General features: G+C 44.8%; 14 protein-coding genes. 11 read left to right on the forward strand and 3 right to left on the reverse strand.

Annotation, left to right across the window (positions count from 1 at the left end):
- Positions 1–281: 281 nt before the first annotated feature.
- The 5 genes from QT994_RS12085 to QT994_RS12105 all read left to right on the forward strand — a co-directional run bounded on the left by QT994_RS12085 (position 282) and on the right by QT994_RS12105 (position 7973).
- Complete coding sequence (locus QT994_RS12085) at positions 282–524, forward strand: hypothetical protein (RefSeq protein WP_333174732.1); 243 nt, start codon at positions 282–284, stop codon at positions 522–524.
- 118 nt (positions 525–642) lie between these two features.
- Positions 643–1806, forward strand: a complete 1164-nt coding sequence (locus QT994_RS12090) for a glycosyltransferase (protein WP_333174735.1) — start codon at positions 643–645, stop codon at positions 1804–1806.
- A gap of 125 nt (positions 1807–1931) precedes the next feature.
- Complete coding sequence (locus QT994_RS12095) at positions 1932–3077, forward strand: GTP-binding protein (RefSeq protein WP_333174737.1); 1146 nt, start codon at positions 1932–1934, stop codon at positions 3075–3077.
- 177 nt (positions 3078–3254) lie between these two features.
- Positions 3255–3710: a D-aminoacyl-tRNA deacylase gene (dtd, locus tag QT994_RS12100; RefSeq protein ID WP_333174740.1), complete on the forward strand. Its 456-nt coding sequence runs from the start codon at positions 3255–3257 to the stop codon at positions 3708–3710.
- 162 nt (positions 3711–3872) lie between these two features.
- The gene (locus QT994_RS12105; protein ID WP_333174743.1) at positions 3873–7973 is read left to right on the forward strand and encodes an AAA domain-containing protein; all 4101 of its coding nucleotides are present in this window, start codon (positions 3873–3875) and stop codon (positions 7971–7973) included.
- Between the two features lie 401 nt (positions 7974–8374).
- Here the strand turns inward: QT994_RS12105 and QT994_RS12110 are convergent, their stop codons facing one another.
- Entirely contained in the window at positions 8375–8605 is a 231-nt protein-coding gene (locus QT994_RS12110) for a hypothetical protein (protein ID WP_333045676.1), read from the reverse strand.
- 39 nt (positions 8606–8644) lie between these two features.
- Between QT994_RS12110 and QT994_RS12115 the strand changes: the two genes are divergently transcribed.
- Positions 8645–9871: a HetZ-related protein gene (locus QT994_RS12115; protein WP_333174745.1), complete on the forward strand. Its 1227-nt coding sequence runs from the start codon at positions 8645–8647 to the stop codon at positions 9869–9871.
- 1088 nt (positions 9872–10959) lie between these two features.
- Here the strand turns inward: QT994_RS12115 and QT994_RS12120 are convergent.
- Both QT994_RS12120 and QT994_RS12125 read right to left on the reverse strand, forming a co-directional pair.
- Positions 10960–11811 (reverse strand): DUF1206 domain-containing protein, encoded by an 852-nt coding sequence (locus tag QT994_RS12120; protein ID WP_333174748.1) that lies wholly within the window; start codon positions 11809–11811, stop codon positions 10960–10962.
- Between the two features lie 350 nt (positions 11812–12161).
- On the reverse strand, positions 12162–12413 hold the full coding sequence (locus tag QT994_RS12125) for a hypothetical protein (RefSeq protein WP_333174750.1): 252 nt from the start codon (positions 12411–12413) through the stop codon (positions 12162–12164).
- A gap of 1041 nt (positions 12414–13454) precedes the next feature.
- On the opposite strand from QT994_RS12125, the gene QT994_RS12130 reads away from it, so the two are divergent.
- The 5 genes from QT994_RS12130 to QT994_RS12150 all read left to right on the forward strand — a co-directional run bounded on the left by QT994_RS12130 (position 13455) and on the right by QT994_RS12150 (position 18850).
- A complete protein-coding gene (locus QT994_RS12130; protein WP_333174752.1) occupies positions 13455–14030 on the forward strand; it encodes a DUF3611 family protein in 576 nt (191 codons plus the stop codon).
- Positions 14031–14655: 625 nt separating this feature from the next.
- Positions 14656–14961: an alpha-amylase family glycosyl hydrolase gene (locus QT994_RS12135; RefSeq protein WP_333174755.1), complete on the forward strand. Its 306-nt coding sequence runs from the start codon at positions 14656–14658 to the stop codon at positions 14959–14961.
- A 33-nt stretch (positions 14962–14994) separates the two neighbouring features.
- A complete protein-coding gene (locus QT994_RS12140; protein WP_333174757.1) occupies positions 14995–15258 on the forward strand; it encodes an alpha-glucosidase C-terminal domain-containing protein in 264 nt (87 codons plus the stop codon).
- A gap of 242 nt (positions 15259–15500) precedes the next feature.
- Positions 15501–16262, forward strand: coding sequence for a ZIP family zinc transporter (locus QT994_RS12145; protein WP_333045669.1), 762 nt, complete (start codon positions 15501–15503; stop codon positions 16260–16262).
- Between the two features lie 170 nt (positions 16263–16432).
- Complete coding sequence (locus QT994_RS12150; protein ID WP_333174759.1) at positions 16433–18850, forward strand: bifunctional serine/threonine-protein kinase/ABC transporter substrate-binding protein; 2418 nt, start codon at positions 16433–16435, stop codon at positions 18848–18850.
- Positions 18851–19010: the final 160 nt, after the last annotated feature.

Below are 19010 nucleotides of genomic sequence, written 5' to 3' on the forward strand. Positions count from 1 at the left end.
CGGAAAGTGCGATCGACATTATTTGACCGTCAAGCTATGCAATCTACAACTCACTCCGAGACAGAATCGGCGATGGACGCTCCCAAACACGGCTTACCCCTTACCATCATTACAGGATTTCTCGCTATTGATTAATGCAGTTTACAGTGTTTTAGAAGCCAAGAATATCTCGACTATCTAGTAGTCTAAACAACCATATTTGCCACAGCCGGCGGCCTTCCCGACGATTTCACTCCTCCAGACTTTGCACTGCCCGTAGAAAGTCACTCTAAAGTAAATTTATGTCTGTTGCAATAGAAAATAAACTATTTATTTTAGATCACAGATGGCAACATTTGACTCATTGGATGCAGACAGTTATCGCACAACCTGCACTTACCGCCAAAGCTCAACTTGTAGACCCCCGTTTGGTAGCTAAAAACTTTACTTGGAAACACGGACTAGACCAGTTGCTTGATGTCATCTTACCCGAAAACACGAGCTATAAAATAGAAAAATCAACTTTTGAATCAATAATTATGTAACCTAATAACTCTTTTTATTAATGGTAACGGGTAATTGGTAATTGGGCATTGGTAAGAGGTAATGGGTGATAAGCGCTCAGCAACACATCAAAACTAACAACTAACAACTAACAACTAAATGCGTATAATTGTTGAAGGCTGGCGTTTTTTGCCGCACTCCTACGCGATCGCCAATCACTTTCAGCTACTAGAAATGCTGAAATATCCTAACTTAGAAATTTTCCACAAAGATATCCCATATCTAGACGAAAATTGGCAGCCAGCAACCGGTTTGTTAGATGCAACTGCTGAAGCAGCAATAAAAAATATTCCTCACCCTTCCGCATCTCTCAAAGCAGACGCTACGTTACGGATCTCAGTACCTTACAATTTTGCACCCTCAAATACAAAACGGACGTGCTTGTTTGCCACAACAGAATGGGGGATTCTGCACAACGAAAACTTTAGAATAACGGGCGCAGCTTCCCTCCGCGAAGGACACAGCAACTCCGATATAATTATTATTACGCCTTCCCATTGGTCGAAAACCGGATTTATCCGCAGCGGTGCGAATCCCGATCGCACAATTGTCATACCCTGCGGCATCGATCCCAATATTTACAAACCTTTAACAAAATCGGAACGCGAAGCTTTGCGGAAACAGCTAGGATGGGACGGATTTGTATTTTTGAATATCGGTGCAGGATCTCCAAATAAAGGCATCGATTTATTGTTAAAAGCTTTCGCAGTTGTAGTTGAAAGTTATCCCGAAGCGAGATTAGTATTGAAAGGAGAAGAATCAATATATGAGTCGGATTCTCTGATCGCTCAAAACATAGACGAACTGACATTTGACGAAGCAGAAAAAGTTCTGCCGCGCATGGCTTACATAGGAGAAACACTGCCTTTTGCAAAAATGGCTCAACTTTATCAAGCCGCCGATGCCTATGTATCTCTTTATTTAGCAGAAGGATTCAATTTGCCAGCACTAGAAGCAATTGGTTGTGGCTTGCCGCTCATCTGCACTAAAGGCGGCCCGACGGATGATTTTACAACTCCCGACTTTGCTTGGCACGTCGAAAGTACGTTTCAAAAAGGTACTTCTAACGGTCAGCCTATATTTCGCCTGATGCCAGATTTAGAACATTCGATCGCCTTAATGAAAAATATTATAGAACAGCCGGAGTTGTGCGATCGCTCTCGCGAAGCAGGCCCCAAATTTGTAGCGGCTGGGTTTACCTGGAAACACGTTGCAGACCAACTCCTAGAGGTACTTTTGCCAACAATTCGATCGCCAAATTAAACAGGGTGCGATCGCATAGTTGGTAACTTCTGATAATTAGCGCTTGCAGGGCGCTGTTCGGAATTAATATAAGATACAATAAGAACCACAAGTTTAAGCTTCAGACCTTATTTGACATTCAAGCTATGCAATCTACAACTCAGTCCGAGACAGAACTGGCGATGGACGCTCCCAAACACGGATTGCCCGTTACAATCATTACAGGATTTCTCGGCAGTGGCAAAACAACCCTGCTCAACCATATCCTGACCAACCAGCAGGGTTTGAAAACAGCAGTTTTGGTAAATGAATTTGGCGAAATCGGCATCGACAACGAACTGATTGTCACCACCGACGACAACATGGTTGAGCTGAACAACGGCTGCATCTGCTGCACAATTAATGAAGATTTAGTGAATGCAGTTTACAAAGTTCTGGAACGTCAAGAAAATCTCGATTATCTAGTAGTCGAAACAACCGGACTCGCCGACCCGCTACCAGTAGCAATGACTTTTTTAGGCACAGAACTGCGCGACCTGACTCGTCTCGATTCGATAGTGACAGTAGTAGACGCAGCCAACTACAGCTTAGATTTGTTCAACTCTCAAGCAGCTTACAGTCAAATAGCTTACGGCGATATAATTATCCTCAACAAAACTGATTTGGTTGAAGAAGCAGATTTAGATTTGTTAGAAGTTAAGATTCGCGATGTCAAAGAAGGTGCTCGAATTCTGCGAACGGTAAAATCGCAAGTTCCCCTACCGCTAGTCCTCAGCGTCGGATTGTTTGAATCTGACAAATATTTCCAATCAGAGGAAACTCCTAGCAGTCACGAACATCACGACCACCACGAACATCACGACCACCACGACCATCACAGTCACGAACATCACGACCACCACGACCATCACGGTCACGAACATCACGACCACCACGACCATCATGGTCACGACCACTCCGGCCATTTAGAAAATGACGGATTTACCTCAATTTCTTTCCAGAGCGACAAGCCATTTTCTCTGAGGAAATTTCAATATTTCTTAGATAACCAACTGCCAACAAACGTGTTTCGCGCGAAAGGGATTATGTGGTTTGAAGAAAGTCCCAAACGGCATATTTTCCACTTGAGCGGCAAGCGATTTTCGATGGATGACGACCAGTGGAAAGGTGAGCGGAAAAACCAGCTTGTTCTCATCGGTCAGGGTTTGGATACCGAGACTTTGCGATCGCAACTCGAAAACTGTCTTTGTATGCCTTCAACCAATCGCGGCAAAGGTTTTGGGAAAAACTAAAGGTTGAAAATTAAACATAACAGACGTGCGCTGGCCAGAAACCCGGTTTTTTCGTCGAGACTTCGCGGTCAAAACCGAGATTGATCCGAGAAACCGGGTTTCTGTTCATAATTCCTATTAAAAAGGGAAGTTTACCTTTTGATTTTTAGTTTTAAATTTAAGAATTTCTAATTTCCAATGCGAGTCATCATCCAGCGAGTAAAATCATCTCAAGTCGAAATTGAAGGTCAAATTGTTGGCAAAATTGGCCGCGGACTTAACTTGCTTGTAGGTATTGCAGACACCGACACCGAAGCAGAACTCGATTGGATGGCTCGCAAATGCCTGGAATTGCGTTTGTTTCCCGACTCGGCCACGGATACCGGGCGCTGGGACAAGTCCGTACAAGACATCGGCGGCCAGTTGCTGGTTGTCAGTCAGTTTACGCTCTACGGCGACTGTCGCAAAGGTCGGCGGCCTTCCTTTGACCGAGCCGCGGCTCCTGAACGAGCCGAAATTTTTTATGAGAAATTTGTCGAAAAGTTGCGCCAGAGCGGCTTAAAAGTTGAAACAGGCTTGTTTGGAGCGATGATGCAAGTCTCGATCGAGAATGACGGGCCGGTGACTTTGGTGCTCGATAGAGATGCAGGGTGAATTGTGAATTTATAAGAAAAATATTTGCAGTGAGTATTGTCACAATTAAAGGCGATTATTGTCATGTAACCCCTAAGTTAATTGTGAGATGATTAATCCAATTTAGTCGAGTTGCATAGTTTATGCCGGTCTGACTCATTTAAACATTTTATTTTGACATTTATGTTAACCCCAGTAAGTAAACCATCTGTTCGAGTTACCGAAATCGGTGAGTACATCCATTATCAATCTTGTGATCGCCGCTTTAAGCTAGAGCATAATAACCGACAGCTTGCCCGAGAGCTTCCGTTTGCAGAACGCCTCTTCAACTCCTTAGATCCCGTTCTTCAAGAGGCTGGGCGATTGAGGGAGAACGAATGGGAAACTTCTCTCCAAAAAAATGGTCTCATTGACCTCAGTTTGTACAGTCAAAAGTCTGCTGACGAAAAGAAGACACCCTGGACTACCTTTGTCGCACAATTGCAAGGTATAAGTTCAGGACAAAAAGCATATGGACGCGAAATTTCTCTTGAAGCAGACGAGGGAGCTTTCCAGATAAAAGGCCAAATTGACTTTGTACTAATTCTGTGGGAAGCCGATCGACCAAAGCTGCGAATTGTTGAATGCAAAGCCAGTCGTCGAGACCGTACCTACCACCGCGTGCAAGTTGCTCTATACCGGATGCTAGTACGGCAGCTTATTCAGGTGAGTCCAGTGGCTATTGGCGGCGTAGAACTCAGACCAGAAGATATCGATTGCGTGGTTGCTAGGATTGATGAGAGTACAAATAAAAGTCAGCTCATCCTCGATCTAAAACCCTTTAAGCTAGATACAGAAGAAGCGGACATTAATCGCCTCCTGGCATCTGAGGGTGCACTAAACCGCGTAGTTCAGGCTGATTTAGCTGATTTGGACTATCAAATCGATCCGAAGTGTGATGGCTGTGTTTTCAATATTCACTGCTTATCAGAAAGTGCCAGATTGCGTCGTCTTGAACTAATAGGCTTAGATCCATCAGCAGTAAGGGTCTTGCGAGCGGCCGGGATTGATAAAATCGATGACTTGGCTGAACTTGATTTAGACGGACAGCAGGCGGTTCAAGTGTGGCACGATCCAAGCTTTAGCGATAACCTAGAACTTATCCAGTTAAAAGCAAAAACTCGCAGGCGTACACTTCCAGACGGAAATATCAAGCCAGATTCCTATGAAGTAACGCCGCTACCTTATGCAGGTCAAGGTCAACTTCCAGAACACATAATTAATGGTGAGCGGCTGATTCGCGTTTACCTTTCTGTGGATTACGACTATGTAGAAAACAGGATTGGAGCGCTTGCAGCTCATGTGACCAAGAGCGAGCGACAATTACATACAAGCTTCACGCAGGTAAATGGGCACTGGCAGCCAGACCCCACGGTCAAGGAACGGTGGGAGGTAGGGCGCGATCAAAATAATCGCCCAGTCTATGAAGAGCGTTCTCTCCAAAGTAAAGAAGTTATTGAGTTTCAAACCTCTCCGTGGACGGGGGAATACAGAGAAGACACAGGGGCGGAGAAACAGCTAATTCAAGGGTTTCTAATGAAGCTGGTTGAGGCTATTGATGAAGTAGCCGAGACCGCAACGGCTCCCATTCACTTTTATGTGTGGTCTCGATCGGAGATGGATCAGTTGCTGGAAGGATGCTCCCGCGTCAGCTCGCAATTGCTCGCCAACCTCCGAGAACTGCTAGGATGCCGTCAGAGTTTAGAACAACTCATCTACTCTTGCTTGCACGATGAAGTCGATCGACGTTTTGCCTTGGGATGGACAGGGAGAGGCTTAGCTGTCGTTACTTCTCTGTCGTGGTTTGGGAGGCGTTATCACTGGCGGCGGCGGGTGTCTGGTGCCGAGGTCGATCTAGAGCAAGCTTTTACACAGGATATCTTCGATTTTAAGACTGATTTGGGTTTAGATGCTCAGGGGCAGTGGGCAGATCGAGATTCTGAGCAAGTCAGGAGACACAAGTTTGAAATCCGCAGTCGCTTTTATGATTCCTTAACAGCACCCTACTGGCGCGCTTACTGGCGAAAATTGCCAGATCCAAAAGACCCAAATCTATCGCCAGCAGTTGCTAAGGCAATTGAACGCTACAACAGCGCCCAGAAACCTAACTATCTCAACCATTATTTTCGCGCCCGCGTACACGCGCTGCGGTGGGTTGAAGAAAGCATTAGTTCTAAAAACCGAGACATAGTAAAACCATCTCTTGTCATCGCTGAGTTACTGGAATTCACCCTTGGGGTAGATAATGCAGCTCAGGCGGGGATTGACTATCTCCGACTGGATCAGCACGTTAAAGTGACAAACTGGATTGCTACTCACCTAGTCCCGCCTGTCTATCGCGTCCCTCTAGGGCGCACTATTCCTATTAGTGATGTTGTCTCGCACGGCAATAATAGTCTGACAGCCACTATCAACCTTGATGGGTACGGTATTAACTATAAAGTTTTCGAGGCTAACTGCACGATCGAAAAAGGAAATTTTGTAAGGCTTAGCCGCTGTTCTGACGATCCGCATCGCGGTCAAACATTCGGTCAACTTCTACGCGGTGGAAGTACGTGTGTTGTGGATAATATTGACTGGGAGACTCGACAGATTGAGCTTTCAGTAAGACAAACAAATAAACTAGACCGCTATCAACTCCCTGGTCAGTTTTATAACCAAGAGGAAAATATTTTTTCCTATGCTACTTTAGATGAAAGTCCTTCTGATTTTGTAGCCGGAAAGGTTGACGACAGACTAATAAGTTGTTTGGGAAATCATGTCTGTCAGTGGTTCGATCCTGAGCGTCCTCAGATTCCTCCACAACAGGCTCTAGCAGCACAGGAGCTAGAACAATACCAGAATCTACTGCAGTCCTTGACATTGCCTAACGGACAGAAATTGGCTACCGATCAAGTAGCTGCTGCTGTCAGCGGCTTAACCGCTAGAATTCAACTTTTACAGGGGCCTCCAGGAACTGGCAAAACACAGACAACTGCGATCGCTACTTTTTTAAGAATTTTGGCGCGTTGTTCGATCGGAGATATCGTTCTTATCGCAGCACCTACCCATAGGGCTGTAGACAACTTGCTGTTACGCCTCGATCGCCTCTTGCCAATCCTTCAGCAACAGGCAGAGCAATTAGGATTAACAGTACCGCCAATAAAACTTAGCCGAGTTGACCGTAAAGAACGTGAGTCTTTTATCGATACAAATGTTGAATGTTTTTCCTCTAAGCCTTGTGCAGCCCAATTGAAGAAAATGCGTTCAAAAGCTGTCTTGGTCATCGGCGGCTTAACCAATGCTCTTTTGAAATTATCGCTGGAAATTAAAGGTATCCAAGTACCTATACTAATCGTTGATGAAGCAAGTATGATGGTGTTTCCGCATTTTTTGTCCCTGGCTACATTAGTAAAAAGTGACGGGGAAATCATGCTTGCCGGAGATAATCGGCAGCTCTCACCAATCGTTGCCCATAACTGGGAGCAGGAAGACCGTCCGCCTATTCAATTATACAAGCCTTATGTGAGTGCATATGATGCGGTTAAAAATATTAAAATTACAAAAGTTTCAGATTCAGCTATTCTGAGTTCTGCGTTGAGTCTTAGCCATCGGTTGCCACGGCTTATTAATGATTTTTTAATTTCCCCTCTTTACCACCGACTGGATAACATTGAACTAAAAGGAAGAGCGCGGGAGTTAAATAGCGTTTTACACGACGAGTCAAGAGAGCTTTTTCTTGTCCTTCATTCTGAGCGCCAGTCAAGACGCAGCAATCTGCTTGAAGTGCGGATAATTGAGCAAATTATTGCGGAAACTCGCAGAGAAATAGAAAACAAATCTGTGGCTATTGTCACTCCACACCGAGCGCAGCGAACACTGCTTAAGACTCATTTGAGTAACTACGGCAACTTCATTGATGTAATTGATACTGTTGAAAGCTTGCAAGGTGACGAGCGACCTTATATAATTGTGTCGGCAACAGCCAGCGACCCCTCAGCAATCAGTAAAAATGTGGAATTTATCTTAGACCTCAATCGGTCTAATGTGGCTTTTTCTCGGGCTCAGAAACAACTGATTGTGGTCTGCTCTAAGACGCTGCTAGATCACATTCCAGCCGAATTGGAACATTACGAGGAGACAATGCTTTGGAAGTCTTTGCGAGCTGTGTGTTCGCAGCTCATCGTTACTCGGATTGTTGAGGGGCATCAGGTGGAAGTTTTTAGGCCACCATCCGATATTCTCAAAAAGCTGTCGCCCATTTAAATTGCATATTTCAACTTGAGAGGATTTATTGCCTTTAATATTTTATTCGATCGACTCAGCATCGCTGTTGTCAATTTGCGGGTCTAAACTTCTGTAAGGACTTACCCGCCGCCATTCAAAGCAACCGGGCTTATTTAATAAAATACATCGCTTCCAGCCTCGCTTTGGAGCTAGAAATCTGGCTTCGGTCAATCAACCTGCCTTCTTCGATGCAGATCAAATTTGCAGATTAACCGGGTTTCCGAATTACTGTGCCGTAGCTTCAGAATACATTGCAGTTCGCTACACTCTGCCGAGTCTCGATTCCATAATCTCGATCGCCCAAAACGGCCTCAAATAGCCAGTTAGTAAATCGTCCACTCAGCCGCCTCGGAGCACCGTCAATCTTTTTCGCGATCGCCCTACCTTCGCAATAGCTCAGAATGCTTGTACAGTAAGGCTTTAACGGCAATAAAATCAATCTTCCACACCCAGCGTTTAGAATCAGATTCAGCAGCCAAAAACTGTTGCATGAGAGAGTGGAACACTGGCATCACTGCGGTTATCTCTACTTCCGTAACATTCAATGTATAGAGAGTTGAATCAGCACAGCAAGCGAAACCGCCAGCTACTGCCGCCTCACTCTCTGACAAATGTCCTCGCACGCTGTGCCCTACTACCCGATAAACGCCATGACTGTCAAAACTGCAACCACCACCGTCAACTGCAACACCGCTTCTGACCTCAACTGGATTCCGGAACAAACCGCCGAAATCAATACTGTTCCCAGCATCGATATTCTCGCTTTGGCTAACTTCGCCCTCAAAGAATTGCAAGCCGAAATGAAAACTGCCAGCCGCAGCACTCAAGCAGTGGCGATGCGGATTGCTAAGGAAGTTGAACGGATTTGCCAAAAAAGCGATCGCATCCAAATTTCCGGCGAAGTTGAAGCTTGGCAAATCACGTTGGCCGAGCACCGCTTGCAAAAAATCCTGCAATACTACCGCCTCGGTTCCAAACAAGGCCGCGTCGAACTGCACTCCCACCTCGCGGCTATGATTTACCGCCATGTTGCTTCTTTCCGATCGAACTTGAACTTCCAAGCTCGCTATAACATGATTGAAGACTTTTTGCAAGGCTTTTACATCGAATCTCTGCGCGCTTTCCGCCGCGAACACCAACTAGATGTCACCTACCAGCCCCGCACGCAGCTAGAATTGGCTGAGTACATGGCTTTCACCGAACACTACGCCAAGCGCCAAATTGGTTTGCCCGGCCGCAACCGCCAGCGCCTGATCGTGTTGCGCGCTCAAGGATTTGCCAAGGGTCAGCCTCCCGAAACTGCGATCGACATTGAAATGGCTGTAGAATCCGGCAAGGGAGAAGATGCGGAAATGTACAGCCGCTCTCCGGCCCTGCAACAAGTGCGCGAGCAAATGGTATCGGAAACTGTCGATCCGGCTGATGCAGTGCTGCGCGATCGAGTAGTCGCGGAATTGATCGCCTATCTGGAATCGCAAAATCAGCCAGAATGCGTGAATTACTTAACTTTAAAATTGCAAGACCTTTCGGCTTCGGAAATTGACCGCGTGCTCGGTTTGTCTTCCCGCCAGCGCGACTACTTGCAACAACGTTTCAAGTACCACGTCGAAAAATTTGCCCGCACTCAAAATTGGAAACTCGTCCACGAATGGCTGGGTGCTGATGTCGATCAAAAGCTGGGAATGACTTCGGACAAATGGGAAGCATTTCGCGCTCAACTGTCGCCGGAACAGCAGCAACTGCTAAAAATGAAGCGGAATCAAGAAAGCGACAAGGCGATCGCCGCTGCAATCCAATGCACTCCCAAACAAGTCCAAAAACGCTGGGCGCAACTGTTGGAGCTGGCTAGCCAGACTCGCAACAGCAGCCAAGCTTAATTGGTACTCAAATATGAATGCAACTGTTTTCTTGAGACTGGAAAATGCGATCGGGTGCGGCACCTGCACAGGACTGCCCGCCCCGGCGTCCGCTCTCAAATCAACAATGGCTGCTACTAATTTATCGCCGCTTTTTGGCAAATTCTATTTATTAAAACAACATTACTTTTTTTAATATTTTTCCTTCCCCGGTTATGTCGGGGAATTTGTTTTTATTAGTCATTAGTCATTAGTCATCATTTAGGGGAAATTGCTTGCTGAAGAGGCGGTCTTGCATATATTCATAATGATATTTAAACATAGGGAGTAGTATTATAGTAAAGGGGCAAAGTTATTCAAAATTCAAAAATGCAATGACCCAAATGCCAGGGTAAAGATGTACTTAAAAATGGACATCTTTACGGAAAACAGTCCGAGCGAGGTAAGCAATGCAATCGCCCGTTTGTCGAAACCTATAGTGAGCCTGGAGATTCGGAGGATGCCAAACAAATTGGCTTAACCAATGTATTGTAATGGCATGGCCCGCGAGACAAATTGAGCGTTGTACTGCTATCACCCACAATAGTATCATCAACTCGGTCAAAGAAACAGGGGGACGATTATCTGAAACTGAGGCAGTTGAAACGATACCCGAAGTAAGCAAAATCGACGAAACCCAGATATTTATTGGCTCAACAAAAAAAACAGCTCCTTGTATCGACAGCAGTAAATCACTTGGCTGAGAGCATTCTTGCTTGGAGGTTAGGGATAGGAGGAGTGACAATTTTGTGGCTTTGTGGATGATGATTAAAAAGTGGTAAGTAGTAGGACACAATTAATTACACAAAACTATGGGCGACAAGCCTTGTCTAGTAAAAAATTAGCAAAGAATCAGTGTGGAATTAATTCTATTCCATTACTTGATGCAACCGATAGGGGCGGTGCCCCGTGCCCGCCCGGAGTTTTGAGTTAAAATAGCCAGAATTAAAAGCAGGTGATTTAATCAGGACGCCTAGTAAAAGTTTTGAGTTTTTAGTTAGATCAGTTTTTAATCAAAAAAAATAATCTCTTGTACTCAAAATTCCTAACTTTCTGTATAACGGGCAAGCTTATGAGCGGAAAAGTCGCCGATAGCGAGCTTCAATTACCGAGTAGATGCCATAGGCAATTAAACCCAAAGGTACTAGACCCAAAATCACTGGGCTAAAAGGCTGTTGTGCCAGAATTGCCAACACCTCGCCCAATCCCTTCGTTTTGCTGGCATCCGATAGCCTTGCTGCTTGAATTAAGAAAAAACCGATTATAACGAAAACAATTCCACGGGCAGCAATTCCGAATCGACCCAACCGTGTCGCCCAAATTAGCTCGTTTTGGCTCATTTCATCTAGCTTGAAATGGCGGCGAAATTTTGCTTTATATGCTTCGTAAAAATAAGAAAAACCTACACCAATAACAATTGAGCCTGCCAATCCTACAAGCCATTGTCCAAACGGTTGCGCTAAAATTTGGGCTGTCAAATCTTCGGTTGTATCGCTATTACCACCGCCCGAACCCATTATCAGTTTTACAGCCGTTAAAGCCAAACCTGCGTAAGCTAAAGCACTTAAGGCGTAGCCAATGCGTTGGGCAATTCGCTTGGCATCCAATTTGTCTCCTTGGTGTTCTGGGTCGAGAATTGTCTGAACGATACGCCAAAGGGCATAACCAATAATGCCAATCGTTACAAGAAATAGCAGAAATTTACCGAACGGTTGGTTAACAATTTCTGATAATGCACCGCTAGTATCGGTTGTCCTGCCGCCCATACTAAAGGCTGCTTGTGCTGCTAAAAAACCGACAATAAAGTAAACTAAGCCTTTGGAAGCATATCCCAATCTTGCCAGTCGCTCAAACCAGGCATGAGAAGCTGCTTGTCGAATTGACTGTTTAATGTTGTCCGTGGGTGAGTTGTGCGGTTTCATATTTTTTATACTTTAGTTGTTAACGACTGCTGGCATAGTTTCCCGTTAAGTGAGTTTTCAAAGAAATGATTTATCTTATTATCTATTAAATTTAATTATTAGCGGGTTGAGAGATTTTTTTCATCAGTCTTCAGCGGGAGTGTTAGCGGTTGATTAATTGATAAATTTCACAGGAATTAGCCTTGACAAATATAGCTTTATGACCTATGAGGTAGCTTTCATGATGGAGCAGTCGGCCAGCAGTCTAGTATATCTTTGATTCAAGCTTCTTTAACCAAAGTTTTAATAACAATTAGAATGGCCAGCGCTAAAAATTATCCCAAAAAACTCCATAGAAATCTAAATACTTTCTAGAGTGCTAAGGTGTAATTAGAAAGCAAAGATACCTGCTTTTTCATAATAATAGGCGTGACAAAATTGCCTGCTGCAATTTGTTTGATTAGGAAATATAGCAACAACACTTCGGCGGCTTTCCTAGGCGAATCTAATAAAGGCAGCCGTGCTGAAAGTACGATTAAAATTTCGCCCATATAGGGAAGGAAAGTGAATATAAATGCCACAATACCGTTAACAAAAAGCAGTGTAACTGGCCAAGCAAACACACCAATAATGCTCGTAATATAGCAAGCCTAAATCATTGGTCAATTTCTTACTCCCTCCCCGAACTCGCGGGGAGGGTTGGAGTGGGCTAAAAGATTTATGGCTCCTGCAAGGATTGCTATAGCAATAAAACTCATGCTTTATGCAATGCCTGCCAACCAACCCATTAAACCCTCTTCGCATTTTGAGATAATTTCATGGGCTCGCTGACTGTAAAAAGGGGGAAAAAGGCTGATACTTGCGTGGCGGTATGGCATCGGATTTACTAGAACTCGGGTCAAGAATATAATTAATAAGCTATGGATAATCAGGCTTAGATAGTGGGAAGAGAACAGCTAAATATGCGAATTGGTTGACCTAAAAACCGTTTACATTTGTTGGGTTAAATCGTCAATACTGGAAAGGTGAGCAAAAATTTGTCCGGGTAATCTTGCTTGGAATCAATAAGTCCAAACTCGCATAGAAATAGTTGAGAGCTGCAATAGCTGCCCTAACTAGCTTATGGACGTTGCACGAATGGATGCGCCCCAGTGCGGGTGTTGGCAATCAAGCATCTATCGCCAATAGTCCGAGCGATCGCACTTAACTCAAAGCTTTATCATAAATTTTTCCTCAATCATCTTCCATCAGGTGGATATTTTCTTATGGCATCAGACAGATGGCACGGTTGGGCTAATTAGATTAAATAGAGATATAAGCAAGATTTTGAAATGGTGAACAAAGACAATAGACGTTTTGCCTAAGTCGATTCTGAAAACTCTAAATTCCCATTGTCACAAGAAGTTGAGTGTTCAGAACGGGGAGGATTTTAGGAAAATCAAATCAACCACAACGGCAGTGCCTGTGTGGAGTTCAAGCTTTTATTTACCGGAAATTGCCGAATTCGGTTCCCAAACATCCGGCATCCTGTCCTGCCCTTAACTGACTTTTCAGGAAAACTCTAATAGCTAACCACAAGGCGATCGCTTGCGACAGGAAGACAAGCAGAACCTATTTTTCACGTCGTTTTCTTTCATGATCAATTCAGCAATAAGGTGTATATAATGAATCAACTGAATCAACCCGAACCCTTGTCGCAACCGCTGATCCAAACCGAATTCGTCGCAACTTTTCGCTTGTTCAGTCGATTTAGCTTCTGGATACAGTTGTTCTTGGGTGCTGTTTCGGGCATTGTTTTAGTATTTGCTATGTTGGGTCGCAACATGAGCGAACAAACCAATAATGCAGGTATTGGTTTCGGGGTATTTTTAGCAATACTTGGTCTGTTATTGCTGTGCTTTAGAATATTTTGGGATTTTCGTTATAGGCTTTTAGGGCGACTTTTGCACGCCGAAAATTCCCAGGTATATCCCAGCAAAGAACATATTACTCACACCTTACGGATTGGATTAGTTTCTAGTTTGGTCGGGGTATTAATCGCGTTTGTCGCTTCTGAAGAAACAGTTGCTGTAGTGCTAGCGAAAACTCTTAGTCAGCCCCAAGCGATGGCAGCTTATGCGCCAGAAAATGTGATTCGTTCCCTAGATATTTTTGTGACGATGGCCAACGTCAATCTGATTGGCGCTCACTTTTTTGGAGCTGTTACTTCTCTTGGGTTACTCAATTGGGTAGAAGAGTAGTTGGCAGAATTGGCGATCGCTAAAGGCAAACACAACTCCTATGCCGTCAGGACTTACAAGCGCTGGCCGATTTAACTAAAGTCTTTGGTTTTGCACTGTCTTGGCGAAAAAGAGCCAAGGCAGTGCAGCTACAAGCTAAACAACTTGGCTATTTGGATGAACATCTAATCGGAAATTGGTAGCGATCGCTCCTGCTAATGGTAGTCAGCCTTATCAACTGTTGGGTAATTTGAAAAACGTAACTTATTTATTATATTGATAAATAGTTCATCTGTTATATTGATATATTTTTAATGGGGACAAACAAAACTAAGGCTCATATTCCGAAAGATAACCTATAACCGTGGCATTCAGCTTCCTAAATAACCCTGTGACCTGGTTTCGGAACAAAGCCATGTTACACAGTTTCTCTCTTAAGAAATTTACTGCAATGAAAAACCTGTGGTATAAAAACGCAATTGTCTACTCCCTCAATGTTGAAACCTTCATGGACTGGGATGGCGATGGTGTAGGCGACTTTCAGGGACTTATCAACCGCCTAGACTATTGATCCGCGCTAGGCATTATTTCTTTGTGGTTGCTGCCGTTTTATCCTTCCACTAACCGCGACAATGGTTAGGACGTGATGGATTACTACAACATTGATCCGAGACTGGGAACCCTGGGAGATTTTGTCGAGTTCATGCACCAAGCAAGGGAACGAGGAATTCGCGTGCTGATCTATCTGGTAGTAAATCATACGTTCAATCAGCATCCTTGGTTTGTTGCAGCTAAAAGCGATAAAAACTCCAAGTATCGCAATTACTACGTGTGGTCAGAAAATCCCCCCAAAACCGCTCCAGAATTGCTGGTGTTTCCCGATGCCGAGGACAGTATTTGGAAATACGACGAACAAGCAAACGCTTACTATTTGCATCACTTCTATAAATAACCTGCAATCGGCATCCGCAAGCAATGTCCTGAGTTGGGTAGGGGCAAGTGGCACATTCTCGAAACCGACTCTCCCTCGGTGTTAGCCCACTGCTGCCACTGGCAAGGCAGGACGGTGATCGCTGTCCACAATCTAGCCGACAAACCTTGTACCGCTACGCTGAAATCTCACGAATACACCCCTCTGTTCGATTTATTTGGCGATCGCCTCTATGAACCTCTCAGTGCCGACTCGCCCTCTATTCCCTTAGAAACGTACGGCTATCGCTGGTTTCGAGTCAATCGCATCCTGGGGTAAAAAAGTTAATGTTGATGGGAACACTAGCCACTCTAACTATGAGGAATATACTTAGCAGATTAGGTAAAAAACCCGGTTTATAGCGCCCATCAGTAAGTCCTATAGCAAAACCATTTGATTTGTAAACAATCGATTCAATCATCACAATCGTTTGAGGTTGTTCTACATTCATGACTCAAATAGACTTGCTATATATATAATTTTTAGGCGGGCATAAAAATTTTTTCTCTGAGGTAGGGCTGATGTTTCCAGTGTGGTTGCAGGCAGGATTTTGGGGTTTAGTGGGGGGGTCGGCGCTGCTACTGGGAGCGGCGGTGGGTTACTTTGTGAGCATTCCTCAGCGGGCGATCGCGACAATTATGGCTTTTGGCGCCGGTGTGCTAATTTCAGCGCTATCCTTTGAACTGATGGATGAAGCTTACAAGCGCGGCGGTTTCGACTCGACGGCGCTCGGCTTTTTGGGGGGCGCTGCTGTCTACACAGCGGCCAATTGGTTTTTGAGTCAGCAAGGAGCAAAACACCGCAAGCGATCGGGATCTTTGCACCCAGCTAAAACAGAGTCAGGCGATGGCGGATTAGCCATCGCCCTCGGCGCGCTGTTAGACGGGATACCGGAGTCGATCGTCATTGGCGTCAGCATGATTTCTGGAGGCGCTGTCAGTTGGGTGACAGTAGCGGCAATTTTTCTCTCCAACATTCCCGAAGGGCTCTCTAGCGCCGCCGGCATGAAAAAAGCAGGGAGATCGATCGGTTACATTTTTGGAGTTTGGGGCGTGATCGCAGTTATTTCCGGTATCGCAGCATTGTTAGGATATACGCTTTTTAGCCACTTTTCTGGGGAAGTAATAGCCGCCACTACCGCCGTAGCAGCAGGGGGTATTTTAGCCATGATTTCAGATACTATGATTCCCGAAGCATTCGAGGAAACTCACGATTTTGCTGGACTAATTACTGTCTGCGGATTTTTCGTTGCTTTTGTACTCAGCAAGTTAGCAGAAAGATAATTGATAATTAGCGATCGCTCATCACTAATGTAGAATTGCCAATTGCTGAGAGTTATAGTGTTTTTGATATAGACACAGATGAATTTGATATGTTGCCAAGCTGTATTGGGAAACAAAAAAGCTTATAATCAACATCAACGATCGCACTTCCACAAGGAACTCTAAAATTTATGTGTCTCAATCCCGAAGAGATACTGGCCGGACGCTACAAAATCATCGCTCGATTAGGACAGGGAGGATTTGCTAGAACCTACACGGCTCAGGATCTAGAAAACCCCGAAAATCCCCCGTGCGTGATTAAGGAAATTCCTTTTCCTCAATCCGAAAATCCCCAGGTATTGGAAAGAGCCAGGAGGCGATTTCAAACGGAAGTTAGGGCTTTGCAGACTCTCAGAAATAACTCGCGCATTCCCCAATTGTTCGATCATTTTGAGATAAATCGCAATTTTTACTTAGTTCTAGAATTCATTGAAGGAACTCTCCTAAGTCAAGAACTCGCTCAGGGCCAGCAGTGGACGGAAGCACAGGCCAGCGCCTTTTTATGGGAAATATTAGAAATTTTAAACTCTATTCATCAAGCAAATGTTATTCACCGCGACATTAAACCTGCTAACTTAATTCGGCGCAAAACTGATCAACAAATTGTTTTAATTGATTTTGGGGCTGTAAAAGAAATCAGCACTTTCACCTCTAGCAATACAGGTGAAATATTGACATCGCAGGCGATCGGCACCAGGGGTTATATGCCTGCCGAACAACACGATCCGCGGTCTTTCCCGCAACCTTACAATGATATTTATGCAGTAGGAATCATCGCGATTCAAGCCCTCACCGGCCGGCGTCCCACCAATCTGCCACAAGACCCCGAAACTTGCGACATTATCTGGGGTTATTTAACATCTCAACCAGTTAGCGATGGTCTAACCCATATTTTAAACACAATGGTGCACTTCCACTTTCAGCAGCGCTACCAATCGGTTGATGAAGTGTTGCAAGACTTGGATTTGTCGATCGTCGAACGGCCCGAGTTACCCAAAACGTCGCGGAAGTTGCGATCGCGCTTTCGCTTTCTGCTGTTAGGCGTTGCGGGAATTGCGGCTTTTGGGGCGATCGGACTTTTAATCCCCAGAATTTCCCCGCTAATCCCCAGAATTTCCCCGGGATCAACGCTACCTACACCCTCCGCAGATGGTTTAAGTTCTGGCGAAAAACTCCTCGTGCAAACCTCTGCCCTTTGGTCAAAACAAAGGGGAATCAATGAGTTTGCCGACCCAAATTACCCCGAAGCTTTAAAATTGCTCAAACAGTCCTGGCGGGAAGACCGCAGAGATCCAGAAACTTTAATTTACATCAACAATGCTCTGCTGAAGGCAATAAATGCAGAATATTACACGATCGCAATTGTTGTTCCCATCCGCAGGAATCAGGACGGCAGCATCCTCAACGCAAATTTAGCAGAAGAACTGCTGCGCGGCATTGCTCAAGCACAAACTGAAGTTAATTTAGGTCTGCTCAAACCCAATGATAGCAGCAATAAAGATTTTCCCGGTCAAGGTTTTCTCGCACCCAAACCTCTTAAAGGAAAAGGTCTCAAGGTCATCATTGCTGATGACGGAAATATCAAATCCTACGCCGTTCAAAGGGCTAATTCACTGGTCGCCCAGCCCGATATTTTAGCCGTCATCGGACACTACACCAGCGACATGACTGTTGAAACAGTAGATATTTACAATCAAAATAAACTCGTCGCCATTTCTCCAGGAAGCACAACAGAAGAACTGACGCGAAAACCTCGAAAATATTTCTTTCGGACGGCTCCGACAACTAGCATAGAAGCTGAAGCTTTAGTCAATCAACTGTTCGGGGTCGGTGAGAAAAAAGTCGCAGTATTTTACAATCCCAACAGTCCGTTCAGCGCTTCTTTGTGGGAAGAATTCAAAAAGCAATTTGAAGCCCAAGGAGGAGGAACTTTTAGGAGCAGTAATTATTACGACTTATCTAAAAATAATTTTAACGCCGAAGCAGCAATAAAAGAAGTTGAGAAAGCCGGGAAAACAGCCTTACTTGTCATTCCCGACGGTCAAGTCACTAATTCCCTGGAAAATGCGATCGAAATGATTAAAGCTAACGGCGATCGCAATTGGATTGTCGGGCCCTGGACGCTGTACGAGCCGAGAACGCTAGAAGTAGCAAAACAGCTAAAGTCTGTTGAAAAACTTGGCATATCGGTGTTTTGGCATCCGTTAATCAGTTTTGACAAAAAATTTCCCCAAAACGCTGAAAAATTGTGGGGAGGCCCGGTGAATACTCGATCGGCTTTAACCTACGATGCCGCCCGGACGCTGATTAAAGCCCTAGAAATGCAGCCAGAACCCAGCCGCGAAGGAATGCAAAAAACCTTAGCAGATCCCAACTTTAAAGCCGAAGGAGCCACGGGTATAATTGAGTTTGACTCGCAGACTGGAAATAGGAAAAACCCTCCTAAACGAGTGGCGCATATTGTACCGTGTTCTAGAGAACAGTTTGGCCTCACGTTTGTGCCGATCGAATTTCCCACCGCCGCAGCCGCAGGTTTAAAGTGCGATTGAATTGATATCTTGTGGCTTGGTCAACAAGCCGTCCGGGACGAGTTTTACCAAATATAATTGCCTAAAATCAATAATCTCATAAACCCGCCCCCACCCGACGATAAAATCCTGGATAGAGAATTGTGCAAGATGTGCGAGTGAATTGATATCTTGTGCCGAA

Source organism: Microcoleus sp. S13_B4, from assembly GCF_036700885.1.
Taxonomy (GTDB): domain Bacteria; phylum Cyanobacteriota; class Cyanobacteriia; order Cyanobacteriales; family Microcoleaceae; genus Microcoleus.

What these genes read in the sequence shown, in the direction of transcription:
- QT994_RS12085 (WP_333174732.1), top strand. Translation starts at nt 282, where the DNA reads ATGTCTGTTGCAATAGAAAATAAACTATTTATTTTAGATCACAGATGG.
- QT994_RS12090 (WP_333174735.1), top strand. Translation starts at nt 643, where the DNA reads ATGCGTATAATTGTTGAAGGCTGGCGTTTTTTGCCGCACTCCTACGCG.
- QT994_RS12095 (WP_333174737.1), top strand. Translation starts at nt 1,932, where the DNA reads ATGCAATCTACAACTCAGTCCGAGACAGAACTGGCGATGGACGCTCCC.
- dtd (WP_333174740.1), top strand. Translation starts at nt 3,255, where the DNA reads ATGCGAGTCATCATCCAGCGAGTAAAATCATCTCAAGTCGAAATTGAA.
- QT994_RS12105 (WP_333174743.1), top strand. Translation starts at nt 3,873, where the DNA reads ATGTTAACCCCAGTAAGTAAACCATCTGTTCGAGTTACCGAAATCGGT.
- QT994_RS12115 (WP_333174745.1), top strand. Translation starts at nt 8,645, where the DNA reads ATGACTGTCAAAACTGCAACCACCACCGTCAACTGCAACACCGCTTCT.
- QT994_RS12120 (WP_333174748.1), bottom strand. Translation starts at nt 11,811, where the DNA reads ATGAAACCGCACAACTCACCCACGGACAACATTAAACAGTCAATTCGA.
- QT994_RS12130 (WP_333174752.1), top strand. Translation starts at nt 13,455, where the DNA reads ATGAATCAACTGAATCAACCCGAACCCTTGTCGCAACCGCTGATCCAA.
- QT994_RS12135 (WP_333174755.1), top strand. Translation starts at nt 14,656, where the DNA reads ATGGATTACTACAACATTGATCCGAGACTGGGAACCCTGGGAGATTTT.
- QT994_RS12145 (WP_333045669.1), top strand. Translation starts at nt 15,501, where the DNA reads ATGTTTCCAGTGTGGTTGCAGGCAGGATTTTGGGGTTTAGTGGGGGGG.
- QT994_RS12150 (WP_333174759.1), top strand. Translation starts at nt 16,433, where the DNA reads ATGTGTCTCAATCCCGAAGAGATACTGGCCGGACGCTACAAAATCATC.